The sequence below is a fragment of the Ensifer sp. 22521 genome, assembly GCF_052044795.1.
Taxonomy (GTDB): Bacteria; Pseudomonadota; Alphaproteobacteria; order Rhizobiales; family Rhizobiaceae; genus Ensifer.
The window spans coordinates 38,129-59,705 of record NZ_JBQENM010000024.1; the positions used below are offsets into that span (position 1 = coordinate 38,129).

Below are 21,577 nucleotides of genomic sequence, written 5' to 3' on the forward strand. Positions count from 1 at the left end.
CCGAAGCCGGGGATGGCCTCGAACTTTGCCGGTTCAGATATCGACAGGCCTTTTGCCTTAGCCGCCTGGACGATTGCCTCGGCGATCGGGTGCTCGGAGCGGGTTTCGACGGCGGCGACCAGTGCCAAAACGGTGTCACGATCGAAGCTTGCGGCGGTTTCAAGGTCGGTGAGCTCCGGCCGTCCCTTGGTCAAGGTACCGGTCTTGTCGACGGCGATGACGGCGGCATTGCGCAGCGTCTGCAGTGCCTCGCCCTTGCGGAAGAGCACGCCCATTTCGGCGGCGCGGCCGGTGCCGACCATGATGGAGGTCGGGGTGGCGAGGCCCATGGCGCAGGGGCAGGCGATGATCAGAACTGCGACGCCGTTGACCAGGGCGAAGGTCAGGGCCGGATCGGGGCCGAAGACCAGCCAGATGACGAAGGTCAAAAACGCAATGGCGATGACGGCGGGCACGAACCAGGCGGTGACGCGGTCGACCAACGATTGGATCGGCAGCTTCGCGCCCTGGGCCTGCTCGACCATGCGGATGATCTGCGCCAGCACCGTGTCGGCGCCGACCTTGGTTGCACGGAAGGTGAAGGAGCCGGTCTTGTTGATCGTGCCGCCGACCACCTCGCTGCCGGCGGTCTTTTCGACTGGAACCGGTTCGCCCGTGATCATCGATTCGTCGACATAGGAGTTGCCGTCGATGACGCTGCCGTCGACCGGTACCCGGTCGCCCGGGCGTACGAGTACGGTGTCGCCGGTGGTGACGTCGGAAAGCGAGACTTCGATCGTCTCGCCGTTACGGACGACGCGGGCGGTCTTTGCCTGCAGGCCCACCAGATGCTTGATCGCTTCTGATGTCCGGCCTTTGGCGCGCGCTTCGAGCAAGCGGCCGAGCAGGATCAGGGTGATGATGACGGCCGCCGCCTCGTAGTAGACGTTGGCAGTGCCGTCAGGCACCAGGTCCGGTGCAAAGGTTGCTACGACCGAATAGATCCAGGCGGCGGACGTGCCGATCGCGACCAGCGAATTCATGTCCGGCGCCAGGCGGAAAAGGGCGGGAACGCCCTTTTGGTAGAAGCGCAGGCCTGGGCCGAAGAGCACCAGCGTCGTCAGCACGAACTGCAGATACCAGCTTTCCTGCATGCCGATATTGTTCATGACAAAGTCATGCACGGCCGGGATGAGGTGCGAGCCCATCTCGAGCACGAAAATCGGCAGCGTCAGGACGCCGGCGATCAGCAGGGAGCGTGCGAGCTTGCGGGTCTCCTGTTCACGCTTCTCGCCCTCGCGGTCGACGCTTTCGTCACCGGTGATGTGCTTGGCAGCATAGCCGGCAACGCGGACCGCCTCTTCGAGCGCCGCGGCCGTGGCGATGCCCTTCGTCACGCGGACCGACGCGCGCTCGGTCGCCAGGTTGACATTGGCCTCCGTGACGCCCGGCACGGTCTTCAGCGCCTTCTCGATGCGCGCGACGCAGGAGGCACAGGTCATGCCTTCGATGGTGAGTTCGATCGTATCTTCGGCGGCGCCGTACCCTGCATTTTCGATCGCCTTGACGATGTCGGCGGGCTTGGCGCTGGCATCGAAGCGAACATCGGCGTGTTCCGTTGCGAGGTTGACCGAGGCTTCGGTGACACCGGGTACGGCGCGGATCGCCTTTTCAACGCGGGAGACGCAGGACGCACACGTCATGCCCTCGACGGGTATGCTCGCACTCAGCGCGGCGGCGGAAATCGCTTCAAGATTGTTCGTTCTAATGGGGGTCACAGATCCCATGATCGTGCTCCTTTCGTTGTCTTTTGTCACAAGATGGAGCTTCCAACGATGGGAAGGTCAAGGGCGCTGCCGAACTTTCTGTGCGATGAAGTGAGATGATGGGCCAAAACTAATTTGAAGCGGCGCCAAAAACACACGACACAAACCCAAAAAATCTTGGTGTTTCCGTTCGCGTATGTCCTTGATTTAAAATTGATAAGTCCGCTTCTGGCTAAATCGAGGCCTAGATCGGGTCGGGCGCCAAAGTCGGCGGCGGTCGAAGAGAGCCGTACTTGGCGAGCAACGTCACTACGGCTATTGCGAGTATAGGGCGCATCCGCGCGGTGATTGCAGGCCATTCCGACCTCGCGGGCCGCCGCTGGGTGCAAGGGCGCTAGTAAGACTTCGGGGTAAGAGAGGGATGGATCCCAGAGCGCTTCTTCGCTTGGGGCTGGGAGCGCGCTCTGGGATCACTAGCGCAAACGGTGGTTGGGCCAATGCCAGTTGATGCTTCAGTACCATGGCGGCGGAACGTAGATTCGGCAATGCAACTAGGACCTTTGTCACTCTACTTCAGACCAAAGCCCAGGTTGAATCGTCCTGCCGTCTCATTCCTTCCCATCGACGATAACCCGAAGGATCCGGATCATATCGGCCGCGTCGAGGAGCGCGGCTTTCACGTGGTCATCGGTTCGCCTTTCGATGCCCACCGCGGTGGTCTGCGGATCGATCACAGGATCGGCTGCTATGCGGCTCGGAGGGATTCCGACTTGGGCGAGCATCTGCCGCATGGTGACCACGGCACGCTCGATCAGCCGGCGCTTTTCCAGGGCGGTACCGCCCCGCCTGGCGCTCGGCAATTAGGCTTGCTTTGAGGGTGGCCAGATCGCGGGCCGATGCTCAAAGCAGAACCGATCACGTTCTGGGCTAAAAGGATTGCATAAGGCATCGTCATGAACTCTGATGGCGAAATTGGTTCGGGTCGCTTCCGCTGTGTTCAATGGAAGTCCCGATGCGGGCGCTTTTCTCGCACCTTCGAGAAGGAACCGTCTTGGCAATGCTTCAGACGTCCTTCCCTAGGGAGCCAGCAACAGCTTGCCGATGGTCCCCCGGTTTTCCAAGTCGGCATGCGCACGGGCGGCATCAGAAAGCGGGTAGGTTCCGCCGACGTGCAGCTTGAGAGACCCATCCTCAATCCACCGGAACAGTTGTCTGCTACGGGCGCGAAGAAGGTCCGGAGTGCTGATGTGATCGAAAAATGTCGCGTAACCGATCTTGATGCTCTTCGGCAGGCTCATGATGTCGAGCGGCCCCGGACCGCCAAGCACCGGTCCGTACCAGCAGAACGTGCCGGAGCGACGAAGCGCGGCGAGCGACCCCTGAAACGTCTTGGGGCCTGAACCGTCATAAACAACGCTTACACCTTGTCCGCCTGTGAGATGCAATACCTCATCGGCGAAGGCTCCCTCCATGTCGACGATAACGTGGCTCGCGCCAACTGCCTTTGCGATTTCAACCTTGTCGGTGGACGAAACGCGTCCAATCACCGTTCCGCCCCTCAGCCGGATGATCTGTGTCAGAAGCAAGCCGACACCACCGGCCGCCGCATGGACGAGCGCGGTGTCTCCAGGCTGGACCGAGTAGAAATCGGTGGCGAAGTGGCTCGCGGTCAGTCCTTGCATCATGACGGAGGCCGCCGTCTGGTCATCAATCGTGCCGGGAAGTCGTACGAGCGCGTCCGCTGAAATCAGGACGTGCGAAGCGTAGCTTCCAGGCGCGTAAACCCAGGCGACCCGGTCTCCGATGGCGAAATCACCTACCCCATCGCCAAGCGCAACGATGCGTCCCGCACCTTCGACGCCGAGGACTTTCGGGTTCGGCCTGTCTGTCCATGCCATACCCTCGCGTACTCCGATATCCATGAAGTTCACGCCTGCTGCGGCGACTTCGACCACCACATGGCCCGGTGTGGCGACCGGGTCGGGAAGATCGACAAATTCCATCACATCGGTGCCACCGATTCCATTCATAACCACGGCTTTCATGGTCTTCCTTTCTTGACTAATCATTCCAGAAATGAGCAAAAAATTTTGCCTTATGTCAGCGCCTGAAGCGCGAGGTGGGCGATGGTCTTGAGCGCTCCAGGGTCCGCGCCGCCGCGCGCTGCGATGCGCATACCGGCGATGTTCGCGAAGAGGAAATTGGCGGCTTCCCCCGTGGAAAGCGTCGCATTCAAATCCCCGTCCGCTTGAGCCTCGCTGATGCGTTGCTTGGCAGCATGCTTCAGTCGTCGGTCAGCGACCTGATGAATTGCTGTAAGATCAGGACGGCTCTGACCGAACTCGCAGATTGAGCTCACGCCAAGACACGGCTGGGAGGCATTCTCAGCCACTCGCTCCATCATCTCCCGGATTCCGTCTCGGGCACGCGGCGCGCCATGCAGCATCGCGATGTGGGCGTCCGTTTCCGCGGCGGCGTAGCGCTCCACGGCAAGGCAATAGAGCCTCCATTTGTCGCCGAACGTATCATAGAGACTCTGCCGGCCAATCTTCATTGCCCGTACGAGCATTTCGGTGGACGTGCCCTCGAAGCCATGTTCGCGAAACACCTGGATGGCGTCGTCCAGGGCCTGTGTCCTATCGAATTCCTTTGTCCTTGCCATGTGCGTGATTTAGGTATTCTGGAACGAGCTGTCAAGAAAAACATCGCGAACCGTCGAACCAATATGGGAGCTCAGTGAAGGGATGCTCCATTTGGGATAATCCTCAACATCAGGATGGAATGTTGCTCAATCGCTTTCGCCGGGGACGAGAGCCATGGGCCAGAGGATACGCGCCGACGTCGACGGGTAGATGTCTGCAAAGGCAGGCATCGTTGCGAGCAGAGACTCGGCAAGCGCGATCCCGACGTCGCGTAGCGACAGGCTGAAGGATGTCAGGCGGGGCGACAGGAATTGCGAATGCGGGCTTTGGCGGCCTATGATCGCCATGTCTCGCCCGGGTCTTATCCCGGCTTCCACAAGCCCCCGATAAAGGCCAACCGTGATCGCTTCGTTGATGAGCACGATTGCCGTTGGTCGGTTCGCAAGCGCGCTCAGTTGGCGCGCGATCTGGTATCCTCCCGCCTCGTTCGGGGTTGAACGAAAAACGTGACGCTCGTCGAGGTGAAGCCCGTGTCGGGCTAGGGTCACCCGGCACTGATCCTCGAAAACGTAGCCGAGATTCATGTCGTCGTGTGGTCGTGTAACGGCGATGTGCTTGTGGCCGCGGGAGACGAGCCGATCGATAGACGCCTCGGCCATGCCCTCGAAATCCAGATCGAGCCAGGGCTGACCAACATCGGTCAGGCTTCGTCCCAGTGTGATGAAAGGGATCTTGCGCTTGGCCAACAGTTCGAAGCGAGCGTCGTGGCGCCGGGTCGCCGAAAGGATAATGCCGTCGGCAAACCCACGCGCAACGACGCGTTTCAAATAGTCGTTCGGATCCTCCTCGGAGGAGCACAGCAGGGCGACAAGATCGAGCTTGTGACGGGCAAAGACGGTCTGAACACCGTCGAAGACGCTCATGAAGAACGTGTCGCCCTGACCGGTAATTTCGGAGCCGGTCTGCATCATGAAGCCGATGACGCCGGTCGCACCCTTCCTGAGCGCACGCCCCGATTGATTGGCGACATAACCAAGGAATTCTGCTGCTTCAAGAACCCTTTTTCTCGTCTCCTCGTTGACGTCGGGCTTGCCGTTCAGCGCGCGCGACACCGTACCGATCGAAATATCGAGGTGTTGGGCAAGTTCGCGAATTCCTTTCATTTTTCCGCGTTCCTCCCCAGACCCGCGACTGGTCATATTCACACCTCTTGACATAAAAACCCGTTGCTGCATAGTATCGTAAACGTTTACGGAAGCCAATTGAGGAGTTGGTACTTCCGCGTCTTGGAGGAAATCACGTGAGACACAGGGCCGTTTTGTGCGGGTGCGGAGCTATGGCCAAAGGCTGGCTGAGAGCTCTGACTGAGAGCAGTGTTCTTCGCGAGAAGGTAGAGATCGTCGGCCTTGTCGATCTTGATCAGGCGACCGCAGAAGCTCTCGCCGCCGAATTCAACCTTCGTAACATCCTGATCGGCACGGACCTGCCGGAGGTTCTTCGCGAAAGTCGGGCTGATTTGCTCTTCGACATCGTCGTTCCCGCGGCGCGGCGCGCGGTGGTGGCCGCCGGTCTTGCGCATGGTTGCCACGTTTTGAGCGAGAAGCCGATGGCCGCCACGCTCGATGAAGCGCGCGAATTGCGCGGACTTGCGACCGCGGCCTCACGCATTCATGCCATCGTGCAAAACCGCCGCTTCATCGGCGGTGTCCGCCGCATCCGTCGCCTCATCCAGTCAGGCGCTTTGGGTGAGCTGACAGCTTTGCATTGCGACTTCTTCCTCGGTCCGCATTTCGGAGGATTTCGCGAGCAGATGGACAATGTCCTGCTTTTGGACATGGCCATCCACACCTTTGACGCAGCGCGCTTCATGTCGGGTAAGGAAGCTCTCGCGGTCTATTGCCACGAATCCAATCCACAGGGCTCCTGGTATCGCCACGGCGCAGCCGCGAATGCGATCTTCGAATTTTCCGACAATGTGACCTTCACCTATCGCGGTTCCTGGTGCGCTGAGGGCGCCAACACGAGCTGGGAAAGCGCGTGGCGCATTATCGGTTCCGCCGGAACTTTGCTCTGGGATGGCGGCGATTGCTTTGTGGCCAATGTCGTCACCGGTCGCGAGGGTTTCCTTCGGTCCGTCGCGCCGATCGCGGTGCCTGAGGCCGAAGATCGTACGGATACGGACGGGCACGCGAGCGTCATCGAGCATTTCATCCGCGCGATCGACGCGGGAACCGTGCCGGAAACCGACGGCAGCGACAACATCAAGAGCCTTGCCATGGTCTTCGGCGCGATCGACAGCGCGCGCGACGGCAAACGCGTCACCATTGCAGCCTAGGGAGCCAATTTTGAAGAACCCCAGCAAATCCATCCGCATCGGCACGATGATCTCGGCCACCAAGGGCGGCGCAGACAGGCGTATCAGCCAGATCGCAGACATGGGCTTTGAAAGTTTCGAGCCCTTCTTCTGGCAGACGACCAACGGTCAGGATCTCGCGGAACTTGGCAAGCGTTGCGTGGAGGCGATTGGCGATCGCGACATCACCATCTCTACCCTCGGCATGTTCGGCAATCCGTTGGAGACGACGGAGCTTGACGAGCAGACCCTTAAGGGCTGGCGAGACTGCATCGACAACGCTCACCACTTCGGCGCCACCTGCGTCGCCGGTTTCACCGGCCGCCTTCGCGGCAAGCTTCTGACCGACAGCCTGCCGCGCTATCGGAAAATCTGGTCAGAGCTATCAAAGCGTGCAGCCGACAGGGGCGTGAAGATCGCGTTTGAGAACTGCGCCATGGACGGCAACTGGCAGAGCGGTGACTGGAATATCGCGCACAATCCGGACGCCTGGGAGCTGATCTTCAACGAGACGCCGGACGATCATATCGGGCTCGAATGGGAACCATGCCATCAGATGGTCTACCTGATCGATCCGCTGCCGCAGATCCGCAAATGGGCGAAGAAGATCTTCCACGTGCACGGCAAGGACGCCACCATCCGTTGGGACGTCATCCGCGAGCACGGGATCTTCGGCAAGGAGAAATTCGTCTTAATGCGCACGCCCGGCTTCGGCGACACCAATTGGACCGACGTGATTTCCGAACTTCGGCTGGCCGGCTGGTCCGGTTCGATCGATATCGAAGGCTGGCATGACCCGGTCTATCGCGACGATCTGGAGATGACCGGCCAGGTCCATGGCTTGAATTACCTCAAGACCTGCCGGGGCGGTGACTTTGTCATCGACCCGGCCTGAGACGTGCATGTCGGCCGGCATGGAGGATGCCGGCATGGGGATAACCAAAGGAGGAGAAAATGGCTATCCGCGGATCCGCAATCCTGGGCGCTCTCGCCCTTGCAGGTGTCTCTTTATTCGGACTTTCAGCCAAGGCGGAAGATGTCACGATCAACGTCTGGTCGCTCGATCGCGACATCCAGCCCGCACCCAACCTGATATCGGACTTCAACAAGCTGAACACGGGCATCAAGGTCGAATATCGCCAGATCCAGTTCGACGATGTCGTCAGTGAGGCGATGCGTGCCTATTCGACCGGGCAGGCACCCGATATCATCGCCATCGACAACCCGGAACATGCGCTCTTTTCGTCACGCGGCGCCTTCCTCGATCTGACCGACATGATCGCAAAGTCGAGCGTGGTGAAGATCTCGAGCTATTTTCCGGGACCTCTTGCCTCCACCATGTGGGACGGCAAGAACTATGGCCTTCCCAAGGCCACGAACACGATTGCGCTCTACTATAACAAGGACATGTTCAAGGCGAAGGGGCTCGATCCGAACAAGCCGCCGCAGACCTGGGATGAACTGGTTGATGCGGCCCGCAAGCTGACAGATCCTTCGGCGAACGTTTACGGGCTCGCCTTCTCGGCCAAGGCCAACGAGGAGGGAACATTCCAGTTTTTGCCCTGGGTCCAGATGGCCGGTGGCAGCTACGAGCACATCAATTCGGAAGGTGCCGTCAAGGCGCTCGACATCTGGAAAACCATCATTGCCGAGAAACTGGCCTCGCCGGATACGCTGACCCGCGGCCAGTGGGACTCGACCGGCACGTTCAATTCCGGCAACGCTGCCATGGCGATCTCCGGTCCGTGGGAACTCGACCGCATGGTGAGTGAAGCGAAGTTCGACTGGGGGGTCGCGCTGCTGCCGGTGCCCGAGGTCGGTGCAGAGCGCTCGTCGGCCATGGGCGATTTCAACTGGGCGATCTTTTCCAACACGCAGCATCCTGCCGAAGCGTTCAAGGTGCTGGAGTACTTCGCCTCCCAGGACGACCGCATGTTCAAGGATTTCGGACAACTGCCCGCTCGATCCGACATTGCGATCCCTGAGACTCGTGTGCCGCTGAAGGATGCGGCCCTCAAGGTCTTCATCGAGCAGCTCAAATTCGCAAAGCCGCGTGGACCTCATCCGGAATGGCCGAAGATCTCCAAGGCCATCCAGGACGCAATCCAGGCAGCCCTGACCGGACAGATGACGTCGAAAGATGCCCTCGACCAGGCGGCTGAAAAGATAAAGGCGGTCCTTGGCTAAGACCTATCGCAAGGCGGCTGACGCTAGCCGCCTTGCGATCAAGGGGTGCTGGTTCGCAGGCGCTAGAGCGGAAACCCGCGAAGCATGTCGGCACCTTTCCGGTCATTCTAATGTGCAGGCCGAACAGTGCGACACCCATGTGGCCGTCACCCCGGCGGCGGAGGAGCTCATGAAACGAATCTTGTCCAGCATGATCGACGGCCGTGGGTTCGATATCGGCCTTGTCGGGTTGCCGCTCGCGTTCCTGCTTACGCTTTCCGGTCTTCCGCTACTCTACAATATCGCCATGAGCCTCCAGGAGGTCGACATGTTCAGCCTCGGGAGCTTCTGGCGGCCATTCGTCGGCCTCAAGAACTACCGTGATCTGTTCGCTCAGCCGGAAACGTGGCCGATCCTGGCCAACACTGCGACCTTTGTCGTCGCCTCGATCGCCGGCCAGTTTCTCGTCGGTTTCGGCCTGGCATTGTTCTTCTGGACGAACTTTCCAGGCGCCTCATGGCTGCGGGGCCTTTTTCTGGTGTCGTGGGTGATGCCCGGGCTTGTGGTCGGTGCGATCTGGAACTGGATCCTCTCGGGCGACTTTGGCGTGCTCAACTTTATGCTGCGCGAAGCGGGCCTCATCGACGGCAACATCTTCTGGCGCTCAGACCCCGGCTTCTCGCTCTGGGCCGTGATCATCGCAAATATCTGGCTCGGCACATCCTTCAACATGATCCTTCTGTCCGTTGGCCTGTCGGCCATCCCACGGGATCTTTATGAGGCATCCGAACTGGACGGCGCCAATGTCTGGCAGCGCTTCTGGACGATAACCTTGCCGATGATGCGCTCGTCCATCGGGGCAATTATCGCACTCGGACTCATCTTCACGCTGCAGCAATTCGATCTTTTCGCCGCCATCACCTCGGGAGGGCCGAACAATGCTTCGAACGTCACGCAATACTGGGCCTGGGATTTGTCGTTCCGACAGTACGATTTCGCCAAGGGCGCGACGATTTCCGTGATCATGATCGTCTTCGTGATGATCGCTTCAGTCGTTTACGTGCGCTCCACACGGCACGAGGTGCGCGGATGAGCCATCAAACCCGCGACCGTCTGCTGCTCGCAATTGCGATCATTCTCGCCGGCATTTATCTGTTTCCCCTCTACTGGATGTACATAACCACGATCAAATCGGGATCGGAGATGTTTGCCACCCCGCCGACCTTCTGGCCGACCGATCCCCAATGGCAGATCTTTGGCAACGTCTGGCAAAGCCGCAACATGGGCCGGTACATCTGGAATTCTCTTGTCATCGCTTGCGGAGCGGTCAGTGTCATCACCGTACTCGGTGTCGGCTGCGCCTATGTGCTCGCGCGCTACCGTAACATCTGGGTCGATATCGGGCTCTTCCTCATTCTAATGTTGCAGGTGCTTCCGGCCTCACTGATGGTCACGCCGATCTTCGTCGGCTTTTCCCAGATCGGGCTGCTCAACTATCCCCGCCTTGCGGTGATCCTTGCGATTGCGGCCAAGAGCATGCCGTTCTTCGTCGTTCTGGTGCGTGCGACCTTTATGAGCGTGCCGCAGGAATTGGAGGAAGCAGCCCTTGTCGACGGCAACTCGAGGGTAGGCGCCTTCTTCAACATCGTCCTGCCGCTGGCACGAAACGGTATCCTTGTCAGCGCCATCCTGATCTTCATGCAGGCGTTCGGAGAGTTCGTCTATTCGAAGTCGATGATCCAGGCGGTGGAGCTGCAGCCGGCAAGCGTCGGACTGAATTCCTTCATGGGACCGAACACCAACGAATGGAACAACATCATGGCCTATGCGGCGATCTACGTGACGCCGATCCTCGCCATTTTCGTCCTCCTGCAACGTCGCATCGTCTCTGGCCTTACCTCGGGAGCGCTCAAATGACCGCCCAGATCCAACTGACCAACGTCAACAAGTATTATGGTGCCTATCATGCATTGAAGGACATCGAGCTTTCGATCCGCAAAGGCAGCTTCACGGCGCTTGTCGGTCCCTCCGGCTGTGGGAAGTCGACGCTGCTGCGGTCGCTAGCCGGCCTGGAGAGCATATCGTCCGGCACCCTGAGAATTGCCGGGGAGGTCATGAACGCTGTGCCCCCACGCAAACGTGACGTGGCGATGGTTTTCCAATCATACGCGCTCTATCCGCACATGACGGTCGAGGAGAACCTCACCTACAGCCTGCGGATCAAGGGTGTCCCAAAAGCTGAACGCAAGAAGGCGGCCAATGAGGTCGCCGCGGTGACCGGGCTTACGCCTCTGCTCGGCCGCTATCCGCGTGAGCTTTCCGGTGGACAGCGCCAGCGGGTGGCGATGAGCCGGGCGATCATCCGACATCCCAAGGCGTTTCTGTTCGACGAACCCCTTTCGAATCTCGATGCGGCACTTCGCGTTCATATGCGCAAGGAAATCCGTGCGTTGCACGACCGTTTGGGTGCCACTTCGGTCTATGTCACCCACGACCAGGTCGAGGCAATGACGATGGCGGACCATGTCGTCATCATGCGCGATGGCGTCATCGAACAGCAGGGCAGCCCGCTTGAGCTCTATGACCGGCCGGACAACAAGTTTGTGGCCGGGTTCATCGGATCTCCGGCCATGAATTTTCTGCCAGCAGTCGGCGGTCCGGATGGCCGGTCGATCATTCTCGATCTCGGTATGAAACAAACGGTCTCTCTCGAACGCGCCGTGCAGTCGGGGCGGGCCTTGATCGTTGGCTTGCGCCCGGAGAACATCGAACTTGCCCCGGCGGATGAGGGCGTCGTCTCGGCACAGGTGGCGCTGGTCGAATCGACCGGGGCGACATGCTTCTTGACCATGGCAACGACGCCTGAGCTTTCGGTGGTCTTCAACGGGCGATCGCAGGCGCAAGCCGGCGATCGTGTCGGACTGAACTTTGCACCCGCCAGCATTCATCTTTTCGACGCAGATACCGAACGGCGTTTGCCGGACTGAGGGCAGATACTGACCGCCCGACAGCGCGTGCGTTGCTTGGATATGCGACTTTCCGGCCCGCCTTTGCCTAGATAAATGGTCGCAGCGCTCGCAACAATTATCGATGGCGCATTGGTTTTGCTGCTGACTAGCGTCGGCCTCATCGCCGCCTCTGTCATCCGTGGGCGCGGCACGCAGATTACCCGCAGTTGGCTGTCAATCACTGCACTTCGTCGCGGTCCATATTGGCTGTGTCGGCGGACGGCAGATACCGGTTCCCGAAAGGACCTGATCCGAGCACGGACGATCGGAGGGAACTTGTACGCGAACAGGCCCTCTTCACCAGTCAGCAGGCCGCTTGTTGGCGTGAATTCATGTGCTTATGCAACGATTTGAGGAAACAACTTCGACGCATTTCCTCTTCGCGGTAGTCTTCAAACGACGTGTGCCTCAGGGACGCCCCAGCGCATTCCCGTCCGCTTCTTTGAGATAGCTAACAACGGCGTCGGCTATCATGGTCCGATGCCTGCCGATCGTATGTGGCTCTGAGAGGTCACGGCGAAAGATCGTGCCGAATGTGTAGCGGTTGGAAACCCGGAAGAAGCAGAAGGCACTGATCAGCATGTGCACGTCGATCGGGTCGGCCCTTCGCTTGAACACGCCTTCAGCGATACCGCGCTCCAGAATGCCGGCGATCGTCTCGATGACCGAGACATTCAGATCGCGGATCGCTTCCGAACGCAGCATATGTGCGGCGTGGTGGATGTTTTCGATGCTGACCAATCGCACGAAATCGGGATTGGCCTCGTCGTGGTCGAACGTACTGGAGATGAGGGTGCGCAGCGCCTCTTCCGGCGCAAGGCTTGCAAGCTTCAAATCCTCCTCAAGTGTGCGGATCTTGCGATAGGCGCGCTCCAGCACGGAGAGGTAAAGTCCCTCCTTGCCTCCGAAATAATAGTAGATCATGCGCTTGGAGGTTCGCGTCCGTTCTGCGATAGCATCGACGCGCGCGCCAGCCAGACCATGCGTCGAGAACTCCTCCGTGGCGACGACAAGGATGTCTTCCTTGGTCCGTTCTGGATCGTTCTTTCGACTTGCCTCAGCCCGCCCAGCCATTCTTTCGTCGCCACTCCTCCGGCGTTAACCGAAATTTACTCAATAAAACCAATTCGAAACGGGCGGGCCACAGGGACTCGTCATCTCGCCTCCGTTGAAAGTCATATTGAGGTTGCAGGGGTCTTTCAAGAGACTCCTCTTGACATACGTACTAGTTCGTACATTTTGTTGTGAGCGATTGCGCCTGGAGGAGGTCGTGGTCGCGCCGTGCCCCTGATGCGCATACCGAAGCCGATACAACGCTCGGGCGCGAAGACGGCACTCTGCTTTGGGAGGAGCGCATGACCCGCATCATCGATTTCTATTTCTTCGCGCTGAAGGTGGCGATTGCCCTGCTGCTCGCAGGCATGGTTGTCCTCGTCTTCGGCAATGTCGTTCTGCGCTATGCCTTTAATCAGGGGATTACGGTTTCCGAAGAGCTGTCACGCATCTTCTTCGTCTGGCTTACCTTTCTCGGTGCCGTCGTCGCCATGCGCGAACACGGTCATCTCGGCGTCGATACGCTCATCAAGCGCCTACCGCCGACCGCCGCAAAAGTCGCGGTTCTGCTCGGCCATGCTCTGATGCTTTATGCGACCTGGCTGATGATCAGCGGCAGTTGGGCGCAGACGATGATCAATCTCCACGTTGGCGCGCCGGCGACCGGGCTTTCGATGGGTTTCTTCTACGGCGCCGGTCTCGCCTTCGGCATTCCCGCTTTCCTGATCCTGCTTGCCGACGCGTTGGCGATTGCCACCGGTCGCATCGACGTGACCACGGCCGAACTCGTGCGCGAGAGCGAAGACGAGTTGGCCCTCGAAGATCTCCCAGAGCCGGTACTCGGCCCCGTTTCAGTGAAGCGTTGAGGAGCTGGCTATGACCGTTACGATCTTCCTCGGTTCACTTCTTGGACCCATGGCGCTCGGCGTGCCGATCGCCTTTGCACTCATCCTCAGCGGCGTGGCGCTGATGCTTTACCTCGGTCTCTTCGACGCACAAATTGTGGCGCAAAATGTCTTGAATGGTGCTGACAGTTTTCCGCTGATGGCCGTGCCCTTCTTCCTGCTCGCAGGCGAAGTCATGAACACAGGCGGGCTTTCCAGGCGCATCGTCACGCTGGCGATGGCGATGGTCGGCCATATTCGCGGCGGCCTCGGTTTCGTCGCGATCTTCGCCGCCTGCATTCTTTCCAGCCTCTCTGGCTCGGCCGTCGCGGACGCGGCTGCCCTCGGAGCGCTGCTTTTGCCGATGATGCTGAAGAGCGGTCATGACGCAGCGCGCGCTGGCGGGCTGCTCGCCTCCGCATCGGTGATCGGACCGATCATCCCGCCGTCGATCGGTTTCATCCTCTACGGCGTCGTTGGTGGCGTCTCGATCACCAAACTTTTTCTCGCCGGCATCTTCCCGGGGCTGATGATCGCGGCTGCGCTTTGCATCACCTGGCTGATCGTTGCCCGCAAGGAGCAGTTCGAGCTGCCGCCAAGGCAGAGTGGGGCCGTGCGGCTCAAGGCGCTCGTCGACAGCATCTGGGCGCTGATGCTGCCCGTGTTCATCATCGTCGGTTTGAAGTTTGGGGTCTTCACGCCAACCGAGGCCGGCGTTGTTGCCGCCGTCTATTCGCTTTTCGTCGCCATGGTCGTCTATCGCGAACTGCCGCCGGCACAGCTCTTTCACGTCTTTGTGTCGGCGGCAAGGATCACCTCCGTCGTCATGTTCCTGGTCGCCTGTGCCGCGGTCTCCGCCTGGCTGATCACGGTGGCCGACGTCCCCGGTGCGCTTGCCTCGCTCATCGAACCGCTGATGGACAACCAGACGCTTCTCTTGATTGCGATCATGGTTCTGATCGTGCTCGTCGGCACTGCGATGGACATGACGCCGACTATCCTCGTGATGACGCCGGTGCTGATGCCCATCATCAAGCAGGCGGGGATCGACCCGGTCTACTTCGGTGTCCTGTTCATCATCAACAACTCGATCGGTCTGATCACGCCGCCCGTCGGTACGGTTTTGAACGTCATCTGTGGCGTCTCGAAACTGTCGATGGAAGACCTGATGAAGGGTGTTTTGCCTTTCTTGGTCGCCGAGTTGATCGTCCTGTTCCTGCTCGTCCTGTTCCCCGCTTTGGTGACCGTTCCGGTCTCCTGGTTCGGGCACTGACCGAAACTTCAAGCTTCAACACGGCCGGCGGAACTGCCGGCCAAATCTGGGAGGAGAACATGTTGAAATTGACGAAACTGGCCTTGGGCCTTGCTCTGCCGCTCGCTTTGCTGACAGCAGGACCGACGCTTGCCGAGATCCGCGATCAGACGATCAAGTTCGCTTCGGCCAACAACAAGGGTCACCCGCAGGTGACCGGCATGGAGAAGTTTGCCGAACTCGTGAAGGACAAGAGCGGCGGCAAGATCGAGGTAAAGCTCTTCCCGGGCGGCACGCTCGGTGGGGACGTCCAGACTGTCTCTGCCCTGCAGGGCGGCGTCATCGAGATGACGGTGCTGAACGCCGGCATCCTCGCCAACAACGTAAAGCAGTTCGGCGCCGTCGACCTTCCCTTCCTCTTCGACAGTGGTGCGGAGGCGGACAAGGTCATGGACGGTGCTTTCGGCAACAGTCTCCTCAAGCTTCTGCCCGATACCGGCCTTATCGGTCTCGGCTACTGGGAGCTCGGCTTCCGCAATCTCACCAACAATCGCCATCCGGTGACGAAGCTCGAGGACATCAAGGGTCTGAAGATCCGCACGATCCAGTCGCCCATCCCGATCGAACTCTTCAACACGCTCGGCGCCAATGCCGTGCCGCTGCCCTACACCGAACTCTATACCGCGCTCGAGACAGGGACGGTCGACGGGCAGGAGAACCCGGCCGCAAACATCCTGAACGCCAAGTTCTACGAAGTGCAGAAGTACATGACGCTGACCCGTCACCAGTACAATCCGCAGATCGTGCTCGTCAGCAAGAAGTTCTGGGATGGGCTGAATGACGAGGAAAAGGCCGTCCTTGAGGCGGCCGCGACCGAAGCGCGCGACTACCAGCGCAAAGTGTCACGCGATGCGGACGCCGCGGCGCTGGAGGAAATTCGCAAGACCGGCATGGAGGTCAGCGAATTCAGTCCGGAGGAAACGCAGAAGCTGCGTGATGCCGTCAAGCCGGTGATCGAGAAGTTCAGTGCCGAGATTGGCGCTGAGACGGTTCAGGCCCTCTTCAAGGAGATCAGCGTCGCCCGAGGCCATTAACTATTGCGAACCTCCGGCCCGCCTTCAAGACAAAGGCGGGTCGGGCTGGGGCGGCAGCTCGGTGCTGCGGACAGAAAAATGGAAACGGAAACCATGACCGAAACGCTTGTAAGACCCTTGAAGGCCGGTCTGATCGGCGCGGGCATTCAGGCCTCGCTGACCCCGGCGATGCATGTGGCCGAGGGTGCCGCACAGGGGCTCCGCTATCAATATGAGCTGATCGATCTTCTCGAACTCGAAGCGACGCAGGACGACCTGCCGCGCCTGCTTGCCGATGCCGAGCAGGACGGGTTCGCGGGCCTCAACATCACTCACCCCTGCAAGCAGGCGGTGATCGCCCATCTCGATAATCTTGCTCCCGACGCGCAAAGGCTGGGTGCCGTCAACACGGTCGTTCTCAAGGACGGCCGACGCTACGGTCACAATACCGACTGGTGGGGTTTCGCGGAAGGTTTTCGGCGCGGCTTGCCGGATGCCGACCTTTCCTTCGCTGTTCAGCTTGGCGCTGGCGGCGCGGGTGTGGCGACGGCCTATGCCGCGCTCTCACTTGGACTGAAGAGCCTCATGGTCTTCGATCGGGAACCGGAACGGGCAGAGTCGCTCGCCTCGATGCTCTCCCGCTTCTTCCCTGAGGCGGAAATCGCGGCCGGCACGGATCTTCCGGCGGCGATGCGATTGGCGTCGGGCTTGATTCACGCCACACCGACCGGGATGGCGAAGTATCCCGGACTGCCACTCGACAGGGACCTTATCGACCCGCGTCATTGGGTTGCGGAGATTGTCTACTTCCCGCTCGAAACGGCGCTGCTTGCCGAAGCGAGGCGACGCGGCTGCCGCACGCTCGATGGGGGAGGAATGGCCGTATTTCAAGCGGTAGGCGCCTTTCGCCTGTTTACAGGGCTCGAACCCGACGCGGCGCGGATGCTGAACCATTTCAAGACGATGACCGGCTGACGCCGAAAACTCCAGCGAGGAACGAAGCATGAAGACCTCGATAGCAACGGTTTCGTTGAGCGGCGATCTCAAGGACAAGCTGCGCGCCATCGCCAAGGCCGGCTTTGCCGGTGTCGAAATCTTCGAGAACGATTTCCTTGCCTTCGACGAAAGCCCGCGTGACGTCGGCCGAATAGTGCGCGACTATGGCCTGGAGATCAGTCTGTTCCAGCCGTTCCGCGATTTCGAGGGGATGCCGGAACCACTCCGGACACGAACCTTCGACCGCGCCGAGCGCAAGTTCGACCTGATGCAGGAGCTCGGCACCGACCTCGTCCTCGTCTGCTCCAATGTCTCGCCGGCTGCCATCGGCGGCATCGATCGGGCGGCGGCCGATTTTCGCGAACTTGGCGAACGCGCGGCGAAACGCAACCTACGCGTTGGCTACGAGGCGCTCGCCTGGGGGCGCCATATCAGCGACCATCGCGATGCCTGGGAGATCGTCCGACGCGCCGACCACCCGAGCATAGGCCTGATCCTCGACAGCTTTCATACCCTGTCGCGCAAGATCGAGATCAATTCGATCCGCTCTATCCCGAAGGAGAAGATCTTCATCGTCCAGCTTGCGGATGCTCCGCTGATCGACATGGATCTGCTCTACTGGAGCCGGCACTTTCGCAACATGCCGGGCGAGGGTGACCTGCCGGTGACCGACTTTACCCGCGCGGTGGCGGCAACCGGCTATGATGGCTATCTGTCGCTTGAAATATTCAACGACCAGTTTCGCGGCGGCAATGCCAATGCCATCGCGGTCGATGGCTACCGCTCGCTGATCTATCTGGGGGACCAGGTTAAGCGCGCCGAGCCGGACGTCCGCCTGTCGGTTCCTGAGATGCCCGCGCGCGTCGACGTCAAGGGAGTGGCCTTCGTGGAGTTCAGCGCCTCGGAGGACGAGGCGGGCGAACTCGAAGCGCTGCTCGTCACCATCGGCTTCAGGAAAGCGGCTCAGCACCGGTCCAAGCAGGTGGTGGTCTACCGCCAAGGCTCCATCAATGTGGTGATCAACACCGAGCGGGAAGGCTTCGCCAACGCTTCCTATCTGGTGCACGGAACGTCCGCCTATGCGGTCGGCCTTACAGTGGACGACGCCACGGCGACTGCTGAGCGGGCGAGGGCGCTTGGCGCCGAACCCTTCGAGCAGGCTGTTGGACCGGAAGAACTGCTGGTACCGGCCATCCGCGGCGTTGGCGGTGGACTCGTCTATTTCCTCGACGAGAAATCCGAGCTCGCCAGGATCTGGGAGATTGAATTCGATCTGGTGCCCGACGAAGGCTTGGTGATGCCGGCCGGATTGACCACCATCGATCACATTGCCCAGACGGTCAAATATGAGGAGATGCTGACCTGGCTGCTGTTCTACACATCGCTGCTCGATGTGCGAAAGACGCCGATGATAGACATCGTCGATCCGGCCGGCATTGTTCGCAGCCAGGTCGTTGAGAATGATGCCGGCACGTTGCGCCTGACGTTGAACGGCGCGGAGAACCGCAACACGCTTGCGGGCCACTTCATCGCCGAGACCTTCGGCTCCGGTGTTCAGCATCTTGCCTTTGCCACCAACGACATCTTCGCAACGGCTGAGGTGCTGCGTGCAAACGGCTTCAACGCTTTGCCGATCTCACCGAACTACTACGATGACGTCGAGGCGCGCTTCGGCCTCGACGCCGAACTGATCGAGCGGCTGAAGTCCGAAAACATCCTCTATGATCGCGATGATGGGGGCGAGTATTTCCAGCTCTACAGCCCGACCTTTGGCGAAGGCTTTTTCTTTGAGATAACGGAAAGACGCGGCTATCGCGGCTACGGGGCCGCCAACGCCATCTTCCGCATCGCCGCGCTGAGAAAGTCCCTGAGGCCAGCGGGCCTGCCGAAAGACTGATCGCCGGGCGATAGCCTTGTGTCGGCGCCTGGGACCGCTCAGACAGCCGCAATTCCCGAAAGATCGCACGCAAAAGAGCACATCGACTTTGGCGCGATCCTTTTGTTCAGAGCGACCTCAACACGTCGCCAATTGCATCCAACAGCATGTCCGAGTTCTCGCGGGAGAAGACGAGGGGTGGCCGGATTTTTAGAACATTGGCATTGGGGCCGGAGGCGCTGATGAGGATGCGGCGCTCTCGCAGACCATTGACGATCCGGGTCGTCAGCGCGGCATCGGGGCTCTTGGCGGCAGGATCGGCGACGATCTCGACGCCGATGAAGAGACCGGAACCGCGCACGTCCCCGATGGCGTTGTAGCGATCGGAAAGGTTCTTGAGGCCGTCCATCAGGTAACAACCGACCTCCAGCGCATTTTGCTGCAGGCCTTCAATGCGGATCGTGTCGAGCACTGCCTTGCCGGCCGCGGCGGCGACCGGATTGCCGCCGAACGTGTTGAAATAGCGCGCCTTTGGGCCGAACTCGGCGATCACCTCGGGGCGCAGCACAATGCCCGCCATCGGATAGCCGTTGCCCATAGGCTTGCCGATCGTCACCATGTCGGGTGCAACGCCGTGGCGCTCGAAACCCCACATGGTGTCGCCCGTGCGGCCGAAGCCGGGCTGCACCTCGTCGGCGACGAAGAGGCCGCCAGCCTCGTGGATCGCGTCCACCGCCGGCTTGAGAAAACCTTTCGGGCCTTCGAAGATGCCGTCGCTGGAAAAGATGGTATCGGTGATCAGCATGGCCGGCTTGATGCCGTGACGCTTGAGATCGGCGATTGCGGCGCGCACGTCGCGGCCGAATTTTTCCATTATCTCGTCGGGCGAGTGACGGTAGCTGTCCGGCGCCGGCACAGTGCGCACATGCGGGCCGAGCGCCACGGTTTCGCCGAGCGAGGGCGAGAAGTCGGCAACCGCGCTCGTCAGGCCGTGATAGGCAAGGTCCGTCGCGATGATGCCTGTGCCCCCAGTGACGAAGCGGGCAATGCGCACGGCGAGATCGTTCGCCTCGCTGCCAGTGCAGGTGAACATGGCTTGGCTGAGCGCCTCAGGGAAGGTGGCCGTCAGCGTTTCGGCATAGTCGACGATGCCTTCGTGCAGGTAGCGTGTGTGGGTGTTGAGCACGGCCGTCTGCTTCGTGATCGCCTCCACCACGCGCGGATGGCAATGGCCGAGCGAGGCGACGTTGTTGTAGGCGTCGAGGTAGCGCTCGCCGGTCGCGTCGTAGAGAAAAACGCCTTCGCCGCGCACAAGATGCAGCGGCTTTTCGTAAAACAGGCGGTAGGCGGGACCGAGCACTTTTTCTCGGCGGGCGATAAGCGCCCGTTCGCTCTCGCCGAGCCGCTCGAAATCTGCATGCGAAAAAGCATTCACCATCGACATGATCAAGCCTCGGAAAGGTTGGGCGCGAGCCGTTTCAGCCCGGCCGGAGTGAGATCGACTATGTTCTGCAGGCCGCGGCATGCAGTAGCGTGGTTGCGCATGATATAGGTCCGGTTCTCAGGAAAACGTGCGGAACGCCACTCCGCGATGATGATGGACATGGCGAGGCGGGAACGGGCGAGAAGCGGTAGCAGCTCGATTTCGGCCGGCTCCAGCGCGCGCGCCGACAGGAAGCCTTCGAGGAAGGCACCGGTGCGGGCGGCCCAGTTGTCGGTCGCAAGGTGATAGGAGAGGGCGACGGCAAGGTCATTGATCAACGGCGCATGCACCATGTCGCCGAAGTCGATGATGCCAACGACCTTCGTCGGCTCTGCCGGATCGAGCAGGATGTTGTGCGGGTTGAAATCGTTATGGATGATCTGCCGGCGCTTGATCGTGGCGATCGCCGGCAGCGACCGCTCGAACTCGGCGAGAATGGCTTCCACCTGCGCTCGGCGCTCCATGCCGACATGTTTGACTAAGGCGACCAGATCGAGCGTATGGGAAATGTCCCACATCAACTTCCCGGCGGGCGGCCGGCCATCGTAGTCCTCGAGACCTAGTCCAAGTTCCGCGAGCGCCCGGCCGACGTTGCGGCTCTGCGTCTCTGAGGCCGAGGTGCGGTATTGCAGTTCGCCGCCGAGGAAGGTGAGCAGGCGCATGATGCGCGGGCCGTCGGCGCTGGAAAGCGTGTGGTTCGGCTCGCCGCCGAGCGTCCGCACGACTCGCGGGACGGGCACGGCGGGAGCGGTGGCTTCGAGATGTAGCAGGGCTCCGTCCTGGAATTTGAGCGCTGCCGGATCTTCGGCGGGGTTGGCGATCTTGAGGATGAATTGCGCACCGTCAGTGCGCGTAAAGAGAAAGGTCTCGTCGCGCTCGCTGGAAAGACGCTTCACCGCGCCGGCGAAACCATAGACGACCGCGACGGCGGACTCGGCTTCATCGGGCGACGTCACGCTCCACGTCGCCGACATGGAGTCCGGTTTCTCGGCGGCGGGCGACTGCTCCGTCATACTTGCTCCGTTGGCGCGGTTTTCCGCATTTCC

At 60.5% G+C, this 21,577-nt stretch carries 19 protein-coding genes; 11 read left to right on the forward strand and 8 right to left on the reverse strand.

Annotation, left to right across the window (positions count from 1 at the left end):
• From ACTJKE_RS28110 to ACTJKE_RS28130, 5 genes are all read right to left on the reverse strand, one after another.
• The coding region (locus ACTJKE_RS28110) for a heavy metal translocating P-type ATPase (RefSeq protein ID WP_440693125.1) at positions 1-1,766 on the reverse strand (1,766 nt) is incomplete at its 3' end.
• Positions 1,767-2,353: 587 nt separating this feature from the next.
• Entirely contained in the window at positions 2,354-2,605 is a 252-nt protein-coding gene (locus ACTJKE_RS28115; RefSeq protein WP_440693127.1) for a hypothetical protein, read from the reverse strand.
• A gap of 216 nt (positions 2,606-2,821) precedes the next feature.
• Positions 2,822-3,790: a quinone oxidoreductase family protein gene (locus ACTJKE_RS28120; RefSeq protein ID WP_440693168.1), complete on the reverse strand. Its 969-nt coding sequence runs from the start codon at positions 3,788-3,790 to the stop codon at positions 2,822-2,824.
• A 50-nt stretch (positions 3,791-3,840) separates the two neighbouring features.
• A complete protein-coding gene (locus tag ACTJKE_RS28125; protein WP_440693129.1) occupies positions 3,841-4,407 on the reverse strand; it encodes a TetR/AcrR family transcriptional regulator in 567 nt (188 codons plus the stop codon).
• Between the two features lie 126 nt (positions 4,408-4,533).
• Complete coding sequence (locus ACTJKE_RS28130) at positions 4,534-5,550, reverse strand: LacI family DNA-binding transcriptional regulator (RefSeq protein ID WP_440693131.1); 1,017 nt, start codon at positions 5,548-5,550, stop codon at positions 4,534-4,536.
• Between the two features lie 137 nt (positions 5,551-5,687).
• Between ACTJKE_RS28130 and ACTJKE_RS28135 the strand changes: the two genes are divergently transcribed.
• From ACTJKE_RS28135 to ACTJKE_RS28160, 6 genes are all read left to right on the forward strand, one after another.
• On the forward strand, positions 5,688-6,722 hold the full coding sequence (locus tag ACTJKE_RS28135; protein WP_082663577.1) for a Gfo/Idh/MocA family protein: 1,035 nt from the start codon (positions 5,688-5,690) through the stop codon (positions 6,720-6,722).
• A 10-nt stretch (positions 6,723-6,732) separates the two neighbouring features.
• Entirely contained in the window at positions 6,733-7,635 is a 903-nt protein-coding gene (locus ACTJKE_RS28140) for a sugar phosphate isomerase/epimerase family protein (protein ID WP_440693133.1), read from the forward strand.
• A 59-nt stretch (positions 7,636-7,694) separates the two neighbouring features.
• Positions 7,695-8,927 (forward strand): ABC transporter substrate-binding protein, encoded by a 1,233-nt coding sequence (locus ACTJKE_RS28145; protein ID WP_440661186.1) that lies wholly within the window; start codon positions 7,695-7,697, stop codon positions 8,925-8,927.
• Between the two features lie 169 nt (positions 8,928-9,096).
• A complete protein-coding gene (locus tag ACTJKE_RS28150; protein WP_058327945.1) occupies positions 9,097-9,999 on the forward strand; it encodes a carbohydrate ABC transporter permease in 903 nt (300 codons plus the stop codon).
• Positions 9,996-10,823, forward strand: coding sequence for a carbohydrate ABC transporter permease (locus ACTJKE_RS28155; RefSeq protein WP_058327944.1), 828 nt, complete (start codon positions 9,996-9,998; stop codon positions 10,821-10,823). The genes ACTJKE_RS28150 and ACTJKE_RS28155 overlap by 4 nt, the downstream gene beginning before the upstream one ends.
• Positions 10,820-11,893 carry an ABC transporter ATP-binding protein gene (locus ACTJKE_RS28160; RefSeq protein WP_058327943.1) on the forward strand — a complete coding sequence of 358 codons (1,074 nt, stop codon included), beginning with the start codon at positions 10,820-10,822 and terminating at the stop codon, positions 11,891-11,893. Before ACTJKE_RS28155 ends, ACTJKE_RS28160 begins: the two co-directional genes overlap by 4 nt.
• Positions 11,894-12,322: 429 nt before the next feature.
• Here the strand turns inward: ACTJKE_RS28160 and ACTJKE_RS28165 are convergent, their stop codons facing one another.
• Positions 12,323-12,988 (reverse strand): TetR/AcrR family transcriptional regulator, encoded by a 666-nt coding sequence (locus ACTJKE_RS28165; RefSeq protein ID WP_058327942.1) that lies wholly within the window; start codon positions 12,986-12,988, stop codon positions 12,323-12,325.
• 281 nt (positions 12,989-13,269) lie between these two features.
• Here ACTJKE_RS28165 and ACTJKE_RS28170 point away from each other — a divergent pair, with 281 nt between their 5' ends.
• From ACTJKE_RS28170 to ACTJKE_RS28190, 5 genes are all read left to right on the forward strand, one after another.
• Positions 13,270-13,833 carry a TRAP transporter small permease gene (locus ACTJKE_RS28170; RefSeq protein ID WP_440693135.1) on the forward strand — a complete coding sequence of 188 codons (564 nt, stop codon included), beginning with the start codon at positions 13,270-13,272 and terminating at the stop codon, positions 13,831-13,833.
• Positions 13,834-13,843: 10 nt separating this feature from the next.
• Positions 13,844-15,124, forward strand: coding sequence for a TRAP transporter large permease (locus tag ACTJKE_RS28175; RefSeq protein WP_058327940.1), 1,281 nt, complete (start codon positions 13,844-13,846; stop codon positions 15,122-15,124).
• A 59-nt stretch (positions 15,125-15,183) separates the two neighbouring features.
• Complete coding sequence (locus tag ACTJKE_RS28180; protein WP_058327939.1) at positions 15,184-16,197, forward strand: TRAP transporter substrate-binding protein; 1,014 nt, start codon at positions 15,184-15,186, stop codon at positions 16,195-16,197.
• 93 nt (positions 16,198-16,290) lie between these two features.
• On the forward strand, positions 16,291-17,151 hold the full coding sequence (locus tag ACTJKE_RS28185; protein ID WP_058327959.1) for a shikimate dehydrogenase: 861 nt from the start codon (positions 16,291-16,293) through the stop codon (positions 17,149-17,151).
• A 28-nt stretch (positions 17,152-17,179) separates the two neighbouring features.
• Positions 17,180-19,069 (forward strand): sugar phosphate isomerase/epimerase and 4-hydroxyphenylpyruvate domain-containing protein, encoded by a 1,890-nt coding sequence (locus ACTJKE_RS28190; RefSeq protein WP_113512551.1) that lies wholly within the window; start codon positions 17,180-17,182, stop codon positions 19,067-19,069.
• 106 nt (positions 19,070-19,175) lie between these two features.
• On the opposite strand, the gene ACTJKE_RS28195 is transcribed toward ACTJKE_RS28190, so the two are convergent.
• Both ACTJKE_RS28195 and ACTJKE_RS28200 read right to left on the reverse strand, forming a co-directional pair.
• On the reverse strand, positions 19,176-20,492 hold the full coding sequence (locus ACTJKE_RS28195) for an aspartate aminotransferase family protein (protein WP_440693137.1): 1,317 nt from the start codon (positions 20,490-20,492) through the stop codon (positions 19,176-19,178).
• 2 nt (positions 20,493-20,494) lie between these two features.
• The gene (locus ACTJKE_RS28200) at positions 20,495-21,544 is read right to left on the reverse strand and encodes a phosphotransferase (RefSeq protein WP_058327937.1); all 1,050 of its coding nucleotides are present in this window, start codon (positions 21,542-21,544) and stop codon (positions 20,495-20,497) included.
• Positions 21,545-21,577 lie beyond the last annotated feature (33 nt).